This window comes from Roseburia sp. AF22-2LB, from assembly GCF_003461125.1.
Taxonomy (GTDB): Bacteria; Bacillota; Clostridia; order Lachnospirales; family Lachnospiraceae; genus Roseburia_C; species Roseburia_C amylophila.
On the sequence record NZ_QTWM01000006.1, the window covers coordinates 21539 to 37840 of the forward strand.

At 40.5% G+C, this 16302-nt stretch carries 15 protein-coding genes and 1 tRNA gene; 7 read left to right on the forward strand and 9 right to left on the reverse strand.

The genetic code is table 11. The features are described from left to right. Positions 1-104 precede the first annotated feature (104 nt). The 6 genes from DWX96_RS09550 to DWX96_RS09575 all read right to left on the reverse strand — a co-directional run bounded on the left by DWX96_RS09550 (position 105) and on the right by DWX96_RS09575 (position 9018). Positions 105-776, reverse strand: a complete 672-nt coding sequence (locus DWX96_RS09550; RefSeq protein ID WP_118057354.1) for a UDP-N-acetylglucosamine pyrophosphorylase — start codon at positions 774-776, stop codon at positions 105-107. Next, the gene (locus tag DWX96_RS09555; RefSeq protein ID WP_118057355.1) at positions 754-3948 is read right to left on the reverse strand and encodes a type IA DNA topoisomerase; all 3195 of its coding nucleotides are present in this window, start codon (positions 3946-3948) and stop codon (positions 754-756) included. The genes DWX96_RS09550 and DWX96_RS09555 overlap by 23 nt, the downstream gene beginning before the upstream one ends. A gap of 89 nt (positions 3949-4037) precedes the next feature. Continuing rightward, positions 4038-5399 carry an ATP-binding protein gene (locus DWX96_RS09560; protein ID WP_118057356.1) on the reverse strand — a complete coding sequence of 454 codons (1362 nt, stop codon included), beginning with the start codon at positions 5397-5399 and terminating at the stop codon, positions 4038-4040. A 155-nt stretch (positions 5400-5554) separates the two neighbouring features. Continuing rightward, complete coding sequence (asd, locus tag DWX96_RS09565; RefSeq protein ID WP_117698564.1) at positions 5555-6640, reverse strand: aspartate-semialdehyde dehydrogenase; 1086 nt, start codon at positions 6638-6640, stop codon at positions 5555-5557. A gap of 172 nt (positions 6641-6812) precedes the next feature. Beyond that, positions 6813-8225, reverse strand: coding sequence for an argininosuccinate lyase (argH, locus tag DWX96_RS09570; RefSeq protein ID WP_117698565.1), 1413 nt, complete (start codon positions 8223-8225; stop codon positions 6813-6815). Between the two features lie 109 nt (positions 8226-8334). Beyond that, a complete protein-coding gene (locus DWX96_RS09575) occupies positions 8335-9018 on the reverse strand; it encodes an epoxyqueuosine reductase QueH (protein WP_118057357.1) in 684 nt (227 codons plus the stop codon). A 117-nt stretch (positions 9019-9135) separates the two neighbouring features. On the opposite strand from DWX96_RS09575, the gene DWX96_RS09580 reads away from it, so the two are divergent. Next, positions 9136-9903 (forward strand): ABC transporter ATP-binding protein, encoded by a 768-nt coding sequence (locus tag DWX96_RS09580; protein ID WP_117841118.1) that lies wholly within the window; start codon positions 9136-9138, stop codon positions 9901-9903. Continuing rightward, positions 9896-10693, forward strand: coding sequence for an ABC transporter permease (locus tag DWX96_RS09585; RefSeq protein ID WP_118057358.1), 798 nt, complete (start codon positions 9896-9898; stop codon positions 10691-10693). Before DWX96_RS09580 ends, DWX96_RS09585 begins: the two co-directional genes overlap by 8 nt. A gap of 78 nt (positions 10694-10771) precedes the next feature. Here the strand turns inward: DWX96_RS09585 and DWX96_RS09590 are convergent, their stop codons facing one another. Genes DWX96_RS09590 through DWX96_RS09600 form a run of 3 tightly spaced genes read right to left on the reverse strand, consistent with a single transcriptional unit; the run spans position 10772 to position 12627 of the window. Continuing rightward, positions 10772-11179 carry a hypothetical protein gene (locus DWX96_RS09590; RefSeq protein WP_118057359.1) on the reverse strand — a complete coding sequence of 136 codons (408 nt, stop codon included), beginning with the start codon at positions 11177-11179 and terminating at the stop codon, positions 10772-10774. A gap of 6 nt (positions 11180-11185) precedes the next feature. Beyond that, a complete protein-coding gene (locus DWX96_RS09595; RefSeq protein ID WP_117698569.1) occupies positions 11186-12160 on the reverse strand; it encodes a DHH family phosphoesterase in 975 nt (324 codons plus the stop codon). 26 nt (positions 12161-12186) lie between these two features. Continuing rightward, a complete protein-coding gene (locus DWX96_RS09600) occupies positions 12187-12627 on the reverse strand; it encodes a hypothetical protein (RefSeq protein ID WP_117698570.1) in 441 nt (146 codons plus the stop codon). Between the two features lie 228 nt (positions 12628-12855). Between DWX96_RS09600 and DWX96_RS09605 the strand changes: the two genes are divergently transcribed. From DWX96_RS09605 to DWX96_RS09625, 5 genes are all read left to right on the forward strand, one after another. After that, positions 12856-12928: transfer RNA gene (locus DWX96_RS09605), tRNA-Thr, on the forward strand. Between the two features lie 162 nt (positions 12929-13090). Further along, complete coding sequence (locus tag DWX96_RS09610) at positions 13091-13630, forward strand: helix-turn-helix domain-containing protein (RefSeq protein WP_022243215.1); 540 nt, start codon at positions 13091-13093, stop codon at positions 13628-13630. 9 nt (positions 13631-13639) lie between these two features. Further along, a complete protein-coding gene (gene potA, locus DWX96_RS09615; RefSeq protein ID WP_117698571.1) occupies positions 13640-14713 on the forward strand; it encodes a spermidine/putrescine ABC transporter ATP-binding protein in 1074 nt (357 codons plus the stop codon). Further along, the gene (locus DWX96_RS09620) at positions 14706-15527 is read left to right on the forward strand and encodes an ABC transporter permease (RefSeq protein ID WP_117698572.1); all 822 of its coding nucleotides are present in this window, start codon (positions 14706-14708) and stop codon (positions 15525-15527) included. Before potA ends, DWX96_RS09620 begins: the two co-directional genes overlap by 8 nt. After that, positions 15521-16300 (forward strand): ABC transporter permease, encoded by a 780-nt coding sequence (locus DWX96_RS09625; RefSeq protein WP_117698573.1) that lies wholly within the window; start codon positions 15521-15523, stop codon positions 16298-16300. Before DWX96_RS09620 ends, DWX96_RS09625 begins: the two co-directional genes overlap by 7 nt. Positions 16301-16302: the final 2 nt, after the last annotated feature.

Below are 16302 nucleotides of genomic sequence, written 5' to 3' on the forward strand. Positions count from 1 at the left end.
ATGCATACAGCTGTTTTTGTCAACCATTCATTTCTTAATTTTCTATTGTCATTTTTCTGCAAGCAGCTACCGCAGGTAACTTCTGCGGGTAAATTTCCATCCGTTTAACCTTCTGCTTTACTTACAATTTCATTCTTATTCTTATAAATAGAATGCGCCGGAACTACTCCACGTACCGGGGAAAGCGGATAAATATTGGTATGTGGTCCGATGACCGTTCCCGGATTCAACACGGAATTACAGCCGACCTCTACAAAATCTCCTAACATGGCACCGAATTTCTTACGTCCGGTTTCCATCTTCTCATCAGCAGATTTTACTACCACCAGTGTCTTATCGGATTTTACATTGGATGTGATGGAACCTGCTCCCATGTGTGACTTGTATCCTAAAATAGAATCTCCCACATAATTATAGTGTGGTACCTGCACGGAATTAAAAAGAATGACATTCTTTAACTCGGTAGAATTGCCTACCACCGTTCCTTTTCCGACAATTGCATTTCCACGAATGAATGCGCAGTGTCGTATTTCAGCATTTTCATCAATAATTAAAGGACCATTTAAACATGCTGTCGGTGCCACGACAGCGGATTTTGCCACCCAGATATCCTCACCCTTCTGTTCATAAACATCCGGATTCAATGTTTTTCCCAGTTCTTTGATATAATCTCCGATTCCGGCAAGTGCCTCCCACGGATAAGTAAATTGTGCAAGATAATCCTTTGCGATTGTCTCCTCTAATGTATACATATTACTGATTTTGCACTGTTCCATCTTTCTCTTCCTCTCTTTCTTCTTCCGGTTTCCGGTCAAAATCAAAACGGATTTCATCCTCTTCAAACTTCAGACAGGTATCAAATACATTTCCTGCTTTCGAAGTAAATCCGGTTATTTTTTTAGCGGTATATCCTTTTGCAAAAAGCTCTTCTAATACTTCTTCAGCCAGTTCCACCTTTGCTACATAACGGTTCACCCGGAATCCGCAGTCACATTCATAGTACCACTGGCTTTTCTTTAACAATGCCCCACACTTTGGACATTTTACTTTTGTCTCTTCCGGTTTCGGACGCTCCGGAAAGTCAAATTCAATGCGTCCATCCTCGGTAAGCTTCAATGGTGCATCAAATTTCTTGCCATTCTTAGACTTAAATCCTGTTATAATTTCTGTCTTTCCAGTTAGTAAAAGTGCTTTCACCTGAGTTTCCTTTAATTTTACACCAGCTATTTTACCGATTGAGAAACGGCAGCTGTCCTCTTTGTTTCTGTCATAATTGGCACAGCCATAGCCAAATGGCGTCTGCACAATATCACCCTGACACAGTGGACATTTTACATCTTTTACCTTCTTTGCTTCCACATGCTCAAAATCAAATTTCAGGACTTTCTTTCCATTCTCATCTTCTCCAAGCATCAGGCAGGCATCAAATTTCTTCTTATTCTTTGAAGTAAATCCACGAATCGTTCCGGTTCTTCCATTGGTCAGAAGCTCCTTCACCTGGGCAGTGTTTAAATCTTTCCCGGCTATTTTGCCAATGGCAAACCGGCAGCCAGCCTCATCTTCCGCTTTATAATTGGCACAGCCATAACCAAATGGCTTTATTTCTATTGCTCCGCCACACAACGGACAGCTTACGCCCTCTATGGTCTCCGGCTCATTCTGTGAAAAATCAAAGGTTATATTCGGTTTTCCTTCTTCATCCTTTGTCATCACAAGGCAGGCAGAAAACTTCTTCTTATTCTTCGAAGTAAATCCCTTTAAGACTCCGGTTCTGCCTTTGCTTAATAACTGCTTTACTTCTTCATCGTTAAGCTCTCTTCCGGCGATGGCACCAATAGCAAAACGGCAGCCACTGCCATCTTTATTATAATTTGAGCAGCCATAACCAAAAGGTGTAGTCTCAATCTCGCCGCCACAGACCGGACAGGTTGCTCCGATTTTAACCCTTGCCTTCATATCTTTGGCATTGCTGCCAGCCAATGGACGAATCTGACCGGCAATCTGGCTGGTGAGATTTTCATTTATCATGGAAACTGTTTCTTTCCGGATAAATTCCTCTAACTTCTCCCGATAATCTTCCATCGGAACCGTTCCCTGGGTAATGCCATCCAAGCCCTTTTCCCAGGAAGCGGTCATCTTCGGATTCAAAAGTGCCGGAACAGTCATATTCACCACTTCATAAACCATCTCGCCTAAGGCTTCCGGCGTCAGCACCTGTGTTTTCTTATTCAAAGCAAGGTAGCCGATACGCACCAGCTTCTTGATGATTTCTGCCCTTGTAGCAGAGGTTCCAATTCCGGAGCCTTTAATCTGTTCTCTTAATTCCTCTTCCTCGATTAACTGTCCCGCATTTTCCATGGCAAGCACCATGGAACCTGAAGTATAACGCTTTGGTGGAGAAGTCTTTCCCTCTTTTACCAGAAATTCTTTTACTTCTGCGGTATCTCCTTCTTTGAGACTATCTGCAAGTTTTAGTAATGCTGCGCTGTTCTTGGGATTGTTTTCTTCTCCGTCGCCATCTTCCTTTTCCCGTTTTTCTTTGGTATCCGGTCTTCCGGCAATTTCAAGATATCCGGGAACCTTTAATACTTTTGCTCCGGCAAAGAAAGATTCCTTTTCAATTCCGATGGTCAGCTTTACCGTCTGATACTGTGCCGGCGGATAAAAAATACTTAAAAAACGCCGCACAATCAGTTCGTAGACCCGCTTCTGCAATTCCGTCAGCGACTTATATTCATTGACCTGTCCGGTTGGAATAATAGCATAATGGTCTGTAATCTTACTGTCATCGGTATAACTGCTCTTTCCGATATTTTTATATAAACCATGTTCCATAATATTTTGTACAAAAGGTGCAACCGGCTCAAAGGAACGGAGTCCTCTGATATTCTTACTGATTTCTTTTGCAACGGCAGAAGATAATACTCTTGCATCTGTTCTCGGATAAGTAGTCAGCTTTCTTTCATATAAGTCCTGTGCTACCTGCAGCGTCTCGTCCGGGCTGATTTTAAACCTTTTCGAGCACTCTGCTTGAAGCTCCGCCAGGTTAAATAAAAGCGGTGCACGTTTCTTTGCAATTCCTTTATCTACTGTTTTTACAATCGCTGTTTTATTAGTTAAATCTTCAATTAATTTTTCTGCATGTGTTTTTTCTTTGAATCCATTCTCTTTATAGAGCAACGGAGACGCATAATAAGAAGAACCTTCTACTGCTTTCCATTCGCCTTCTATCTCTGCATCAAAAAAATTCCCCACTACCCGATAAAATGGTGTCTCTACAAAATTACGGATTTCCCGCTCCCGGATTACAACCATGCCAAGCACACAGGTCATGACACGGCCAACTGCAATTGCAGTATAGGACTTGGTTCCTGCCGCATCATTTAAAAGATTTCCATATTTTACAGACATGACACGGGAAAAATTAATTCCCATGGCATAGTCTTCAATGGTACGCATAATCCCGGAATTAGCAAGATTATCATAATCCGCCATTGGTCTTGCTTCAGCAATTCCTCTTTTAATTTCTTCCTCCGTCTGCGAATCTATCCATACCCGCAGCTCTTTCATACCTTCACGGACTCCACCGAACCGCCGGATATTCTCTTCAATGGTCTGTCCTTCTTTTCCGGCATCGCCTGCCCAGTAAACGGTATCAATATCTTCCCGGTGCAAAAGCTTATGTACGATGTCATACTGTTTGCTTACAGATGGTATGACATTATATTTATAATCTTTCGGAAGAAATGGAAGGTCTTCTAACTTCCACTTCTTATATTTTATATCATATTCTTCCGGATATACCATTTCCACCAGATGACCAACACACCAGGTAATAGCATAGTGACTGTCTTCGATATATCCGTCATTTCTGCCGGATACGCCAAGAATTCGTGCAAATTCCCGGGCAACACTTGGTTTCTCCGTGATAATTAACGACTTACCCAACCGTTATTTCCTCCAATTTCTGTGCCATTTCTATTATTTTGTCTTTTTCAATCATTTGACTTTACTGTCATTTTTAGCTTTCCGGCACTTTATAATTCCTTCATATCGATCAGGACAAATCTTTTATCTTCTTCTGCCATCTGTTTTAAATCCTCTGCAAATTCCTGTGCGGAAAACATATAAAGATATTTTGCGGAAATTTTTGCCTGTTTCAGATTATCAAGCAATGCTTCACCTGACGAGCGGGTCATATAAGGCTCTGACCAGTTACAGATTCCGACAATGCTCTCACGGACACTGTTCTGGGCGACAATATCGATATTGCCCTTCTTTCCAACCCAGGTTCCAATCCGGTGAATGTTAATCGGAAGTTTACCAATACGATTTAATAAAGTCAGATATTCCCGGCAGACCTTGACAAAATAACGGTTCATATAGTCATCTAAATCTTTTTCAATATAAGTATCATAAAATTCTTCCGGTGTCATCATATATAAGTCCGATAAATGTGGATAGACAAAACGGAACCAGAAATTCACATAAGTATTGGCAATGCGGTAAACACCCTTTTTCGTATTCTCCCAGCCACCGGTATCAAAGGAAACCACCTTTTCTACCACATCAAATGCCATCAGATTCTTCATGTAGACACTGATTTTTGCTCTGGAGAAGCCTGTCTTTAAAAAGAGGTCATTCAGCTTATTATTTCCCGAAGCCAATGCTGCAAGTATTGTATTATATACAGAAAGTTCTCTTAATTCAATGCTGATATAATTTTCTGCCTCATGGAACAGGAAGCCATCCGGAGACAAAATATGCCGACAGACATTTTCCTTAATACTCTTTTTGGAATTCCAGCGTGTAAGATAACCCGGCACACCTCCAATAATTCCATAGACCTGCACTGCCTGACTGGTTCCATATTCCGGGAAATGTCGAACCACATCAAGAAATGTCGCATCCTCCATGCGGATGGCTGCGTCTACCTTCTTTAAGTATTCACCATATTTTTCTCTGCAGTCTTCCTCTACCCATACCAGTGAAGAGCTGGTCAGAATAATCATAACAGGACCCGGATATAATTTCTTTGCTTTCAGTTTCAGAATGCTGTTCATAAAGCCAACATCTTTTCTGGCAATATACTGGAATTCATCAATAACAACCACAAGCTTGGTCGGGTCTCCACTCTTGATGCGGTTAAAGAATTCATCATAACTATAGCGTGTCAGACGAATTCCGTATTTTGCTTCCACTTCCTGCCCCATCTGTAAAACCTGTTCCCTTTCGGATGCCTGTCTGGCGCGATAGTAAAAAAACTTTTTCTCCTTACAGAATTCTTTTATTAACTGCTCTTTCTGGCAGTTATCTCTTCCATATAAAAGAACAATCTGATTGCCGGACTGTCCATATACCTCTTCTAATTTTTTTAATTCGGATGTCTGAATCATCATTGGTAATATCCTCCAAAATTTCTAATTCTAAGAAGTCACTCTAACAAAAATAATATCACATTTTAATTTTTCTATCAACGCCAAACGATAAAAAAGCCATACTGCTTTCCTGCAATATGACTTTTCTATCTTCATTTTGTTACATATTTTGCTGCTTATTTTGCGGTAATGTAACCCTGTGCTTTTAAAAGTTCTGCACAAAGAACAGCTCCACCAGCCGCACCACGTACGGTATTGTGGGATAATCCTACGAATTTCCAATCATATACGGTGTCCTCACGAAGACGTCCAACACTGATTCCCATACCGTTTTCATAGTTAACATCCATAGAAACCTGTGGTCTGTTGTCTTCTTCTAAGTACTGGATAAACTGCTTTGGTGCACTTGGAAGATTTAATTCCTGTGGAACACCCTTGAAGTTTACTAATTTTTCGATTAACTGCTCTTTTGTAGGGTTCTTTTTGAACTTAACAAATACAGCTGCTGTATGTCCGTTTAATACCGGAACACGGATACACTGGCAGGTAATAACCGGTGATGTAGCAGGTACAATGACACCATCTTTGATTTCACCCCAGATACGAAGTGGCTCTTTTTCGGATTTTTCTTCCTCTCCACCGATGTATGGGATAATATTTCCAACCATTTCCGGCCAGTCCTTAAAGGTTTTTCCGGCACCGGAAATTGCCTGATAGGTAGTTGCTACTACTTCATATGGTTCAAACTCTTTCCATGCTGTAAGAACAGGAGCATAACTCTGGATGGAGCAGTTTGGTTTTACTGCAACGAATCCTCTCTTGGTTCCCAGTCTCTTGCGCTGGAATTCGATTACTTTCATATGTTCCGGATTGATTTCAGGTACTACCATAGGAACATCCGGTGTCCATCTGTGTGCACTGTTGTTCGAAACAACAGGAGTCTCTGTCTTAGCATATGCTTCTTCAATTGCTTTGATTTCATCTTTAGTCATATCTACAGCACTGAATACGAAATCAACTTCTGCTGCAACATTTTCTACTTCATTAACATTCTTTACTACAATATTTTTAACGGCTTCCGGCATTGGAGTATCCATTTTCCAACGATCTCCAACTGCTTCTGCATAGGTCTTTCCTGCACTTCTTGGGCTTGCTGCAATTGTAGTTACCTCAAACCATGGATGATTCTCCAGAAGAGAAATAAATCTCTGACCTACCATTCCTGTTCCACCTAAAATACCGACTTTTAATTTGCTGCTCATTTCTTTTTCTCCTCACGTTTTTATGTTCGTCTATCGCGAACAGTTGTCTTTCTGATAAATATACTATCCTATTTATACAAAAAATGCAATTCACAATTTATCAAAAATTACTAAGTGAATTGCATTTTTCTTATACATATGTACCAATTTTTTTAAATAAGCTACTTATTTTCTACGCCTCTTCCGGCAGATTCAACTCATCCTGCCAGTCCTTTGACAGATATTCCTTATGCAATGCAATGACTTTTTCCATTGCGTCTTTACCAGGCGCACCAACAGTCAGACGTTTATTAACACAGGTTTCCATGGAAATTGCTTCATAGATATCTTCTTCAAATACCGGACAGATTGCCTTTAACTCATCCAATGACATATCATCAATGGCAATCTTCTTATCCAGACAATAAAGCACGATTCTTCCTACAATACCGTGGGCATCACGGAAAGGAACGCCATGATTTACCAGATAATCTGCTGCATCTGTCGCATTGGTAAATCCCTTGTTGGCACTGTCATGCATTTTTTCTTTATTGAATTTCATAGTTGCGAGCATACCGTTAAAGAGTGCCAGACAGCCTTTTGCAGTATCCATGGCATCAAAGGAAAGCTCCTTGTCTTCCTGCATATCTTTATTATACGCAAGGGGAATTCCCTTCATTGTAGTAAGCAATGACATCAGTGCACCATACACTCTTCCGGTCTTTCCACGTACCAATTCTGCAATATCCGGATTCTTCTTCTGTGGCATAATGCTGCTTCCGGTGCTGTATGCATCGTCAATCTCTACAAACTGATATTCATTGGAATTCCAGATGATAACTTCTTCTGAGAAACGGCTTAAATGCATCATAATCGTTGATAATGCAGATAAAAATTCGATTAAGTAGTCACGGTCTGATACGCCATCCATACTGTTTAAGGTTGGTCCATAGAAACCAAGTAATTCTGCAGTATATTCACGGTCTAATGGATAAGTAGTTCCTGCCAGGGCACCGGAACCTAACGGACAGTAATTCATTCTCTTAAAAATATCCTGCAGGCGTAGTCTGTCACGGCGGAACATCTCAAAATAAGCTCCCATATGATGTGCCAGTGTAATCGGCTGTGCTTTCTGAAGATGGGTAAATCCCGGCATAATCGTCTCGGTATTTTCTTCCATAATCTTAAGAATGGTCTCAAGAAGTTCTTTTACCAGCTTGTCAGTATGCAATACTTCCTGTCTGGTATAAAGACGCATGTCCAGTGCAACCTGATCATTTCTGCTTCGTCCGGTATGTAATTTCTTACCGGTATCTCCCAGACGGTCAATGAGCTTTGCCTCTACAAAGCTGTGAATGTCTTCGTATTCATCGGTAATAATAAGCTTTCCTTCTTCTACTTCTTTTAAGATTTCTTTTAAACAGTCTACAATATCCTGCATTTCTTTCTCTGTTAAAATGCCCTGTTTTCCAAGCATTTTCACATGTGCAATGCTGCCTTCCATATCCTGTTTATAGAATTTCTGATCAAATGATATAGACGCATTAAAATTGTAAACGAGCTTGTCTGTCTCTTTGGTAAAGCGTCCACCCCATAACTGTGCCACTCTTTTATCCTCTCTTTCCATACGGATGTCCGTACTTATTCTAAACAAAAATCCATAACTAACTTCTGAAAGTATACCTTATTTTTCATAAAATGACAACCAGAAGAAATCACTCCTGTACTGCTTGCTCACTTTCCTGTGCCGCACGTTCTCTTTTCTGTTCTTCCCGCTCCCGCTTCGAAAATACACAGCCACAATAATCCTGCCGGTACATGCCATACTCTGCCGAAATTACGGTAGAACGCTTATAGCCATCCCGTTTCTTAAAATCCGAATATAAATAGGGAATGCCATATTCTTCAGCCAGCCTTCCTCCAATCTCATTTAACTTTACAGCATTCTTCATGGGACTGATAGACAGCGTTGTCGTAAAATAATCACAATTTAATTTTTTCGCATACTCTGCCGCTTCCCGCAGTCTTAATTCATAACAGCGGAAACACCGTTCGCCACCCTCCCGGATATTTTCATAACCTTTTACTGTTTCATAAAAACGCTCCGGTTCAAAGTTTCCTTCCACAAAGGTGACAGGATATTTCGTCGGAAATTCTTTAATAAAGCGTTTCTGCTCCGCTGCTCTGTGATAATATTCATCCTCCGGATAAATATTGGGATTATAGTACAACACCGTAATATAAAAATAGTTGGAAAGATACTCTAATACATAAGAACTGCAGGGTGCACAGCAGCTATGAAGTAAAAGTTTCGGAACTTCTCCTCTTTCTTCTAATCCGGCAATCGTTTCATCCAATATTTTCTGGTAATTTTCTTTCATCGCATTTACCTTTCCCATTCAAAATTTCTGTCGATTCTGTTCCTATTATAATCTATCCTTTTCTTCTGTCAATCCGGGTGACCAATCTCATTTTTTCACATATATTATCCTATAAACTTCTATCAGGTGAATACCATGTGCTCCATCCTTGAATTGTCCAATATAGATTATATTTATCATACGAAAGACGGCGAAACCAAGGCTCTGTCCAATATCAGTTTTACTTTATCCAATGGAGAATTTGTTGCTATTGTAGGTCCCAGTGGATGTGGCAAATCAACACTTTTATCCCTTATCTGCGGTCTCCTTGTCCCATCCGGCGGCAGCATTTCCTTCATGGGACACCCCCTGCAGTCAAAGGATATCTTAAATATGGGATACATGCTCCAGAAAGACCATCTCTTAGAGTGGCGTACCATCGCATCCAATATCCAATTAGGGCTGGAAATCCAGCACAAAATGACACCAGAAAATCTTGCTTATGCCAGCCGGCTGTTAGAAACTTATGGACTTGCCGATTTTGCTGCAAAACGTCCTTCTGAGCTTTCCGGCGGCATGCGGCAGCGGGCTGCCCTGATTCGGACCCTGGTACTTCGCCCGGAGCTGCTTCTCTTAGATGAACCCTTCTCGGCATTAGATTATCAGACCCGCCTTAATGTCAGCAATGACATCGGTACCATTCTGCGGCAGGAACATAAAACCGCCATTCTTGTAACCCATGATTTATCCGAAGCAATTTCCATGGGAGACCGTGTCATTGTCTTAAGCCACCGGCCGGGCACAATCCGCTCCATTATACCCGTTTCCTTTGAGTCAGATCTTACGCCTTTAGAGAAACGGAATGACAGCCATTTTAAATCCTATTTTAACTTAATATGGAAGGAATTTAATCAAAATGAATAACCCATCCTCTGCACAGCTTATGTACTTACGGCAATGCCGCAGGCATCAGCTTAAAATAAAAATCTGTCGCATCCTGATTCTTATTGTCTTTCTATTGCAATGGGAGCTTTGTGCCAGATATGGAAAAATCGACCCTTTTATTTTCAGCAGTCCCACCAGACTTATCATCTGCTTCTACCAGATGATTACCGGTCAGAAGCTCCTTTATCACATTGGAATCACCCTGTTTGAAACCTTAAGCAGCTTTTTCTTTGTTATTATTTTAACATTACTGATTGCTGCAATCCTCTGGTTTTCCAAAACCTTATCCGAAACCTTAGAGCCTTATCTTGTGGTTTTAAATTCCCTGCCAAAATCCGCGCTGGCTCCACTGCTGATTGTATGGCTGGGCGGCAATTACAAGACCATTATCATCACCGGTATGTCCGTAGCTATCTTTGGCTCTATTCTGAGTCTTTACACTGCTTTTTGTGATATGGATAAAGAAAAGATTCTTCTGATAAAGACATTAGGCGGCACCCGTAATGATGTCATGTTTAAAATTATGCTGCCGGGCTGTGTTCCCACCCTGCTTTCTATTATGAAAGTCAACATCGGTCTTTGTCTGGTTGGTGTTATCATCGGTGAATTTATTGCAGCAAAAAAAGGCTTAGGCTATCTTATTATTTATGGCAGCCAGGTTTTTAAATTAGACTGGGTCATCTTATCGATTCTGATTCTCTGTCTCATTGCCATGCTGCTCTATCAGCTGATTGGAAGTTTTGAGAAGCTCTGCTTAAAGAGGAAATAAAGAAAGGCGGTATGAATTGCACCTGCTCTTCATACTGCCTTTCTCTTTCTTACTTTACAGGAAATTACTTATGAATTTTTATGCTTCTTCGATTTCTTCAAAGTCACAGTAATCTGCTCCTGCTTCAGAAGCAAACTTAAAACTTACTTTCTCGCCCTGATATTCCACGGTAAAATCACCTTCCATATCAAGGAAAGAATGTGCCTGGGCTATATTATCCAAGAATTCTGCCATATCTGCCGGAAAGTCTTTTGCGTCTACCTCTACGCTGCACTCTTCTTCTAAGATTTCCTGCTCCACAAAGAGACGCAGGGTAAAGTCATCCAAATCACTTTCATCATCAAAATCTACACCCTGAAAATAATGATTGCCACAATTTTTAAATAAGTTCTTTACATAAGAGGTACTGGATAAAATTCTCGACTGGGATACATCCTCTGCCTCAAGATAAATATGATAGGTTATCTTCACCTGATTTTCTGCCATGGTATCTTACCTTCCTTCTTCTGCCTTGATCTGCTCTAAGAACAGCATTTCTAATTTATAATCCCGGTCCGGTTCCAACTTTTCCATATTCTTCTTTGGAATGAAACCGCCAGCCATTGCCGGATGTCCGCCACCATTTCCATAATCTGCTAATGCCTTTGCTACAACTCTTCCGGCATCTACATGATTTAATGCACTACGGACAGAAAACTTAATGCCGTCAGAACGGATTGCATAAATCACGGAAATATTAACTACATCAAGAGATAAAATAAAGTCTGAAATAATTGCAATCAGCGCATCCGGACAATCAAACGGAATCGATGCAAATCCCACATCATCATAAATGTGGATATTATCGATTGCCGCACCATATGCCTTTAAATCAGAAAACTCCATTACATTTACATACATGGACTTTAACTCTTCCACATCTGCCATTGGATAGATGTATGCAAACATATCCACATCAAGCTTTGTTGTACCACGGACAAAGTCATCCGTATCCATCTTGATGCCATATGCCAGTGCTGCCGCCACATCCCGGCTCATTGGTGTATTGGTAAGATAAAAATACTCTGCAATCATTGTGGCACAGGCTCCCACACGGCGCACATCTTTATAAGCATATTCACAGGCAATTACTGTCGGATGATGGTCAATACATGCCACCTCATCCCCGATAAAATCGGTCAGATTCGCATTATATTTCTGGGAGTCTACGGTAACAATATAGTCCTCTTTCTTCATATCATCCAAATCTTCTTTAGACAAAATATCAATATGAAATGTGTCAAACATCTTTCTTGTACTCAGGCGTTCAATCTTACCATCATAACAGATATCTGCTTTAATCCCATGGTAATTTAAAAAATGCTGTAAGCCAAAGGCACTGGCAATCGCATCCGGATCTGGAAAATTATGTGTCTGAATATAAGTTCTGTGTCCTCTTAATAACTCTACTAATTGTAAGGGATCCATGTTTTATCTCCTGGTATGATTTCTTCTTATTTTAATATAGAAAGCGGATTATTTTCCTTCTGGAATTTCAATGCAAACAAAGCTGCCCCATAGCATAAAATTCCAATCAGCATAAATATTACTTTACCGGAAATTATTCCAACGACAATCTCTGCTGCTGCAACAATTCCATGCAGCCAGACAGGAAGGTTATGCAGACATGCAGCAAGTCCCGCTTCAATCAACACTACAATACATACGCTCACTACCGGAATCTTCCATACCAGTATACCCAGTACAATTTCCAATACGGCAAAAACCACAAATACACATAACATAATCAGCGCGCTGTTTTCCTTTAATTCTGCAATCGTAAACTGACTGTTCTTCTTTGCATAATTTTTCTTTGCGCTGTTGATTTTCTTCTTCATATTCTTCTTACTGTCCTCAGTTTTCTTTCCCCCTGAAACAAATTCCTTCACTTCCATGAAAAAAACTTCCTCCTTGTAATGATTTCCCTTTTCATAAGCCGGTTCATCTTTCTCCGGTTCTTACACATCTACGCCCATTATACCAAGTAACCTTTGAAAGAACAACTTTTTTCAAAAAAACATTGCAAATTTATTTTTTTCTATATATAATATTATAGTATGATTTTAATAAATAAAGGGTTGTCTGAGGAAAATATTTTATTTCGCATATAACCAGATTATTCTGCTTCCGTGGCTCAGTTGGTAGAGCGGCGCATTCGTAATGCGTAGGTCAGGGGTTCGAGTCCCCTCGGGAGCTTTTTTTGTTGTCTAAAAATAATCTAAAAATAGTATTGACATTTCTCTTTCAATTTCTCATAATACTCCTTAGTGAGTTTATTATTATTAAACTTCAAATACATTATTAGCTTCATTTTGTAAAAACTATGTAAAATCACTTTTCATGGAAAGGAAGTACAAAATGGATATTGGAAATAAAATCAAGGAGCTGCGGATTCTCTACGGTCTCACCCAGCAGGAACTGGCTGACCGTCTGGAATTATCCAAAGGATTTATCTCCCAGTTAGAGCGTAATCTTACATCTCCTTCCGTGGGTACACTTTTAGATATTATCCAGTGTCTCGGCACTACGCCGGCAGAATTTTTTGCAGATGATGAACCTGCACAGCTTGTCTTTAAAAATGAAGATTATTTTGAAAAAGAAGATGCGGAACACAGGAGCTTAATCGAATGGATGGTTCCCGGTGCCCAGAAAGATATGATGGAACCGGTACGTCTGACGCTGAAGCCCGGCGGCACATCAGACATCTATCTTCCACATGAGGGAGAAGAATTCGGCTATGTACTTAAGGGCTCCATTAAAATCATATATGGTACCCGTACTTATACTGCAAGACAGGGGGAGTCTTTTTATCTTAAGTCCAATAAAAAGCACCATATCGAAAATACCGGAAGGAAAGATGCCGTTCTTATCTGGGTTACAAACCCGCCAAGTTTTTAGGAGGTTATGATGGGCAAGAAATTAATACAATTAGAAAATATTACCAAAACTTATGACGGAAATATGATTTTGGATGACTTAAATCTTTATGTAAAGGAAAACGAATTCTTAACACTGCTGGGACCTTCCGGCTGTGGAAAGACTACTACCCTGCGTCTTATCGGTGGTTTTGAGACACCGGACACCGGACGTATTATTTTTGATGGAAAAGATATTACTTCTCTTCCGCCAAATGAGCGTAAATTAAATACCGTATTCCAGAAATACGCACTTTTTACCCATATGAGCATTGCAGAAAATATTGCTTTTGGGTTAAAAATCAGCAAGAAAAGCAAGGCTTATATTCAGGATAAAATCAAATATGCCTTAAAGCTTGTAAACTTAGACGGTTATGAAAACCGCAGCATTGATTCCTTAAGCGGTGGCCAGCAGCAACGTATTGCCATTGCCCGTGCCATTGTAAATGAACCAAAGGTGCTCCTTTTAGACGAGCCTTTGGGTGCACTGGATTTAAAAATGCGTCAGGACATGCAGTACGAACTGATTCGTCTGAAAAATGAACTTGGCATTACTTTTATCTATGTTACCCACGACCAGGAAGAAGCCCTTACCATGTCAGACACCATTGCTGTCATGAATCAGGGCTATATCCAGCAGATTGGTACTCCGGAAGATATTTATAATGAGCCGGAAAATGCATTCGTTGCCGACTTTATCGGAGACAGCAATATCATTGACGGTATCATGATTGAGGATAAATTAGTCAGCTTCTTAGGCATCAAGCACGAATGTGTCGACACCGGTTTTGGTAATAATAAACCGGTAGACGTAGTCATCCGCCCGGAAGATATTGAGATTGTAGAAGCCGGCACCGGTTTTATGGATGGTGATATTACTTCTGTTATCTTCAAGGGTGTCCACTACGAAATCGAAATTATGGCTGGCGGATATGAATGGCTTGTTCATACCACCAAATATTTCGAAACCGGAAGCCATGTGGGAATGAAGGTAATTCCTTTCAATATCCAGATTATGCATAAACCGGAATCCAGTGACGAAAAGGCGGTGGAACTCGATGCATAATGCCAGAAAAAGACTTTTAGCCGGACCTTATCTGGTCTGGATTATTGGATTTACTGTACTTCCGATTCTGATGATATTATATTACGCATTCACCAACAGTGACGGTGGTTTTACCTGGGCAAATATTGCTGCAATTGCAGACCCGGTACATATAAAAGCACTCCTGCTTTCCTTAAAGCTTGGTATCTTATGTACGGTTGTCTGTCTCCTGCTCTCCTACCCGCTTGCCATGATATTAAACAGTCTTCATATCAAGCATCAGAGCTTTGTGGTATTTATCTTCGTCCTGCCAATGTGGATGAACTTCATGCTGCGTATTTTAGCATGGCAGATGTTACTTTCCAACAACGGAATTATCAATGGATTCCTTTCCATTTTTGGCATCCCGAAGCTTCATATGTTAAATACCCAGGGAGCCGTTGTATTTGGCATGATTTATGATTTTCTTCCATTTATGATTATGCCGATTTACAATTCCATAGTACGTATCCGCAAAGAAACCATAGATGCGGCAAGGGATTTAGGTGCCAACAGTTTTATCACCTTCTTCCGTATCATTCTGCCGCTTACTTTGCCTGGAATTGTCAGCGGAATTATTATGGTATTCGTGCCGGCACTTACCTCCTTTGTTATTTCAGACCTTTTAGGTGGAGGTAAAGTACTTCTCATTGGAAATGTTATTGAGCAGTCCTTCATGCAGGGTTCCTACTGGAATTTAGGTTCCGGACTTTCCATTGTACTTATGATTTTTGTTTTAATCAGTATGGCATTTATGAATCGTGCCGGTGAATCAGGAGGGCATGCAGTATGGTAAAGAAAAGTTTATCAAGAATTTATCTTGCAATTATTTTCCTGTTTCTGTATCTTCCAATTGGAGTTCTGATTGTACTTTCCTTCAACAACTCCCTCTCCCGTGTAAAATGGGGTGGATTTACGACAGAATGGTACCGCAATCTTGTTTCTGACCCGACTATTATGAATGCCTTTTATACCACGATTCTGATTACCGTTGCATCTTCTGTGATTGCTACAATAATCGGAACCATGGCAGCAATCGGAATCAGTGCCATGCGGAAAAGGAACCGTCAGATTATGCTTGGTGCAACTAACATTCCACTTCTGAATGCAGATATTGTTACTGGTATCTCCCTGATGCTGCTTTTTGTCCGCTTTACAGAGCTTGGAACATCAACCGTATTGATTGCACATATTACCTTTGACATTCCATATGTCATTTTAAATGTACTGCCTAAGCTTTCCAACACCTCCTCCCATACCTATGAGGCTGCCAGAGACTTAGGTGCAACACCACTTTATGCATTTTTCAAAATTGTATGGCCGGATATCAAGCCTGGTGTATTCTCCGGTTTTCTGATGGCCGTGACAATGTCCTTAGACGATTTTTCCATCACCTACTTTACCAAAGGTGCCGGTGTCAATACATTGTCTACCATGATTTATACCCAGCTGCGTAAAGGTATTATTCCGGAAATGTATGCACTGTCTACGATTTTATTCTTCCTTGCTCTGGTGCTTCTTCTGATTATGAATTACCGCAGTGTCAAGGATGCGAAAGGAAGGTCTTAGGA

Coding starts and splice junctions, on each gene's coding strand:
- DWX96_RS09585 (WP_118057358.1), top strand. CDS start 9,896: ATGAATAACCCATCCTCTGCACAGCTTATGTACTTACGGCAATGCCGC.
- asd (WP_117698564.1), bottom strand. CDS start 6,640: ATGAGCAGCAAATTAAAAGTCGGTATTTTAGGTGGAACAGGAATGGTA.
- DWX96_RS09590 (WP_118057359.1), bottom strand. CDS start 11,179: ATGGCAGAAAATCAGGTGAAGATAACCTATCATATTTATCTTGAGGCA.
- DWX96_RS09625 (WP_117698573.1), top strand. CDS start 15,521: ATGGTAAAGAAAAGTTTATCAAGAATTTATCTTGCAATTATTTTCCTG.
- DWX96_RS09595 (WP_117698569.1), bottom strand. CDS start 12,160: ATGGATCCCTTACAATTAGTAGAGTTATTAAGAGGACACAGAACTTAT.
- DWX96_RS09550 (WP_118057354.1), bottom strand. CDS start 776: ATGGAACAGTGCAAAATCAGTAATATGTATACATTAGAGGAGACAATC.
- DWX96_RS09620 (WP_117698572.1), top strand. CDS start 14,706: ATGCATAATGCCAGAAAAAGACTTTTAGCCGGACCTTATCTGGTCTGG.
- DWX96_RS09575 (WP_118057357.1), bottom strand. CDS start 9,018: ATGGGAAAGGTAAATGCGATGAAAGAAAATTACCAGAAAATATTGGAT.
- DWX96_RS09580 (WP_117841118.1), top strand. CDS start 9,136: ATGTGCTCCATCCTTGAATTGTCCAATATAGATTATATTTATCATACG.
- DWX96_RS09560 (WP_118057356.1), bottom strand. CDS start 5,399: ATGATGATTCAGACATCCGAATTAAAAAAATTAGAAGAGGTATATGGA.
- DWX96_RS09600 (WP_117698570.1), bottom strand. CDS start 12,627: ATGGAAGTGAAGGAATTTGTTTCAGGGGGAAAGAAAACTGAGGACAGT.
- DWX96_RS09610 (WP_022243215.1), top strand. CDS start 13,091: ATGGATATTGGAAATAAAATCAAGGAGCTGCGGATTCTCTACGGTCTC.
- potA (WP_117698571.1), top strand. CDS start 13,640: ATGGGCAAGAAATTAATACAATTAGAAAATATTACCAAAACTTATGAC.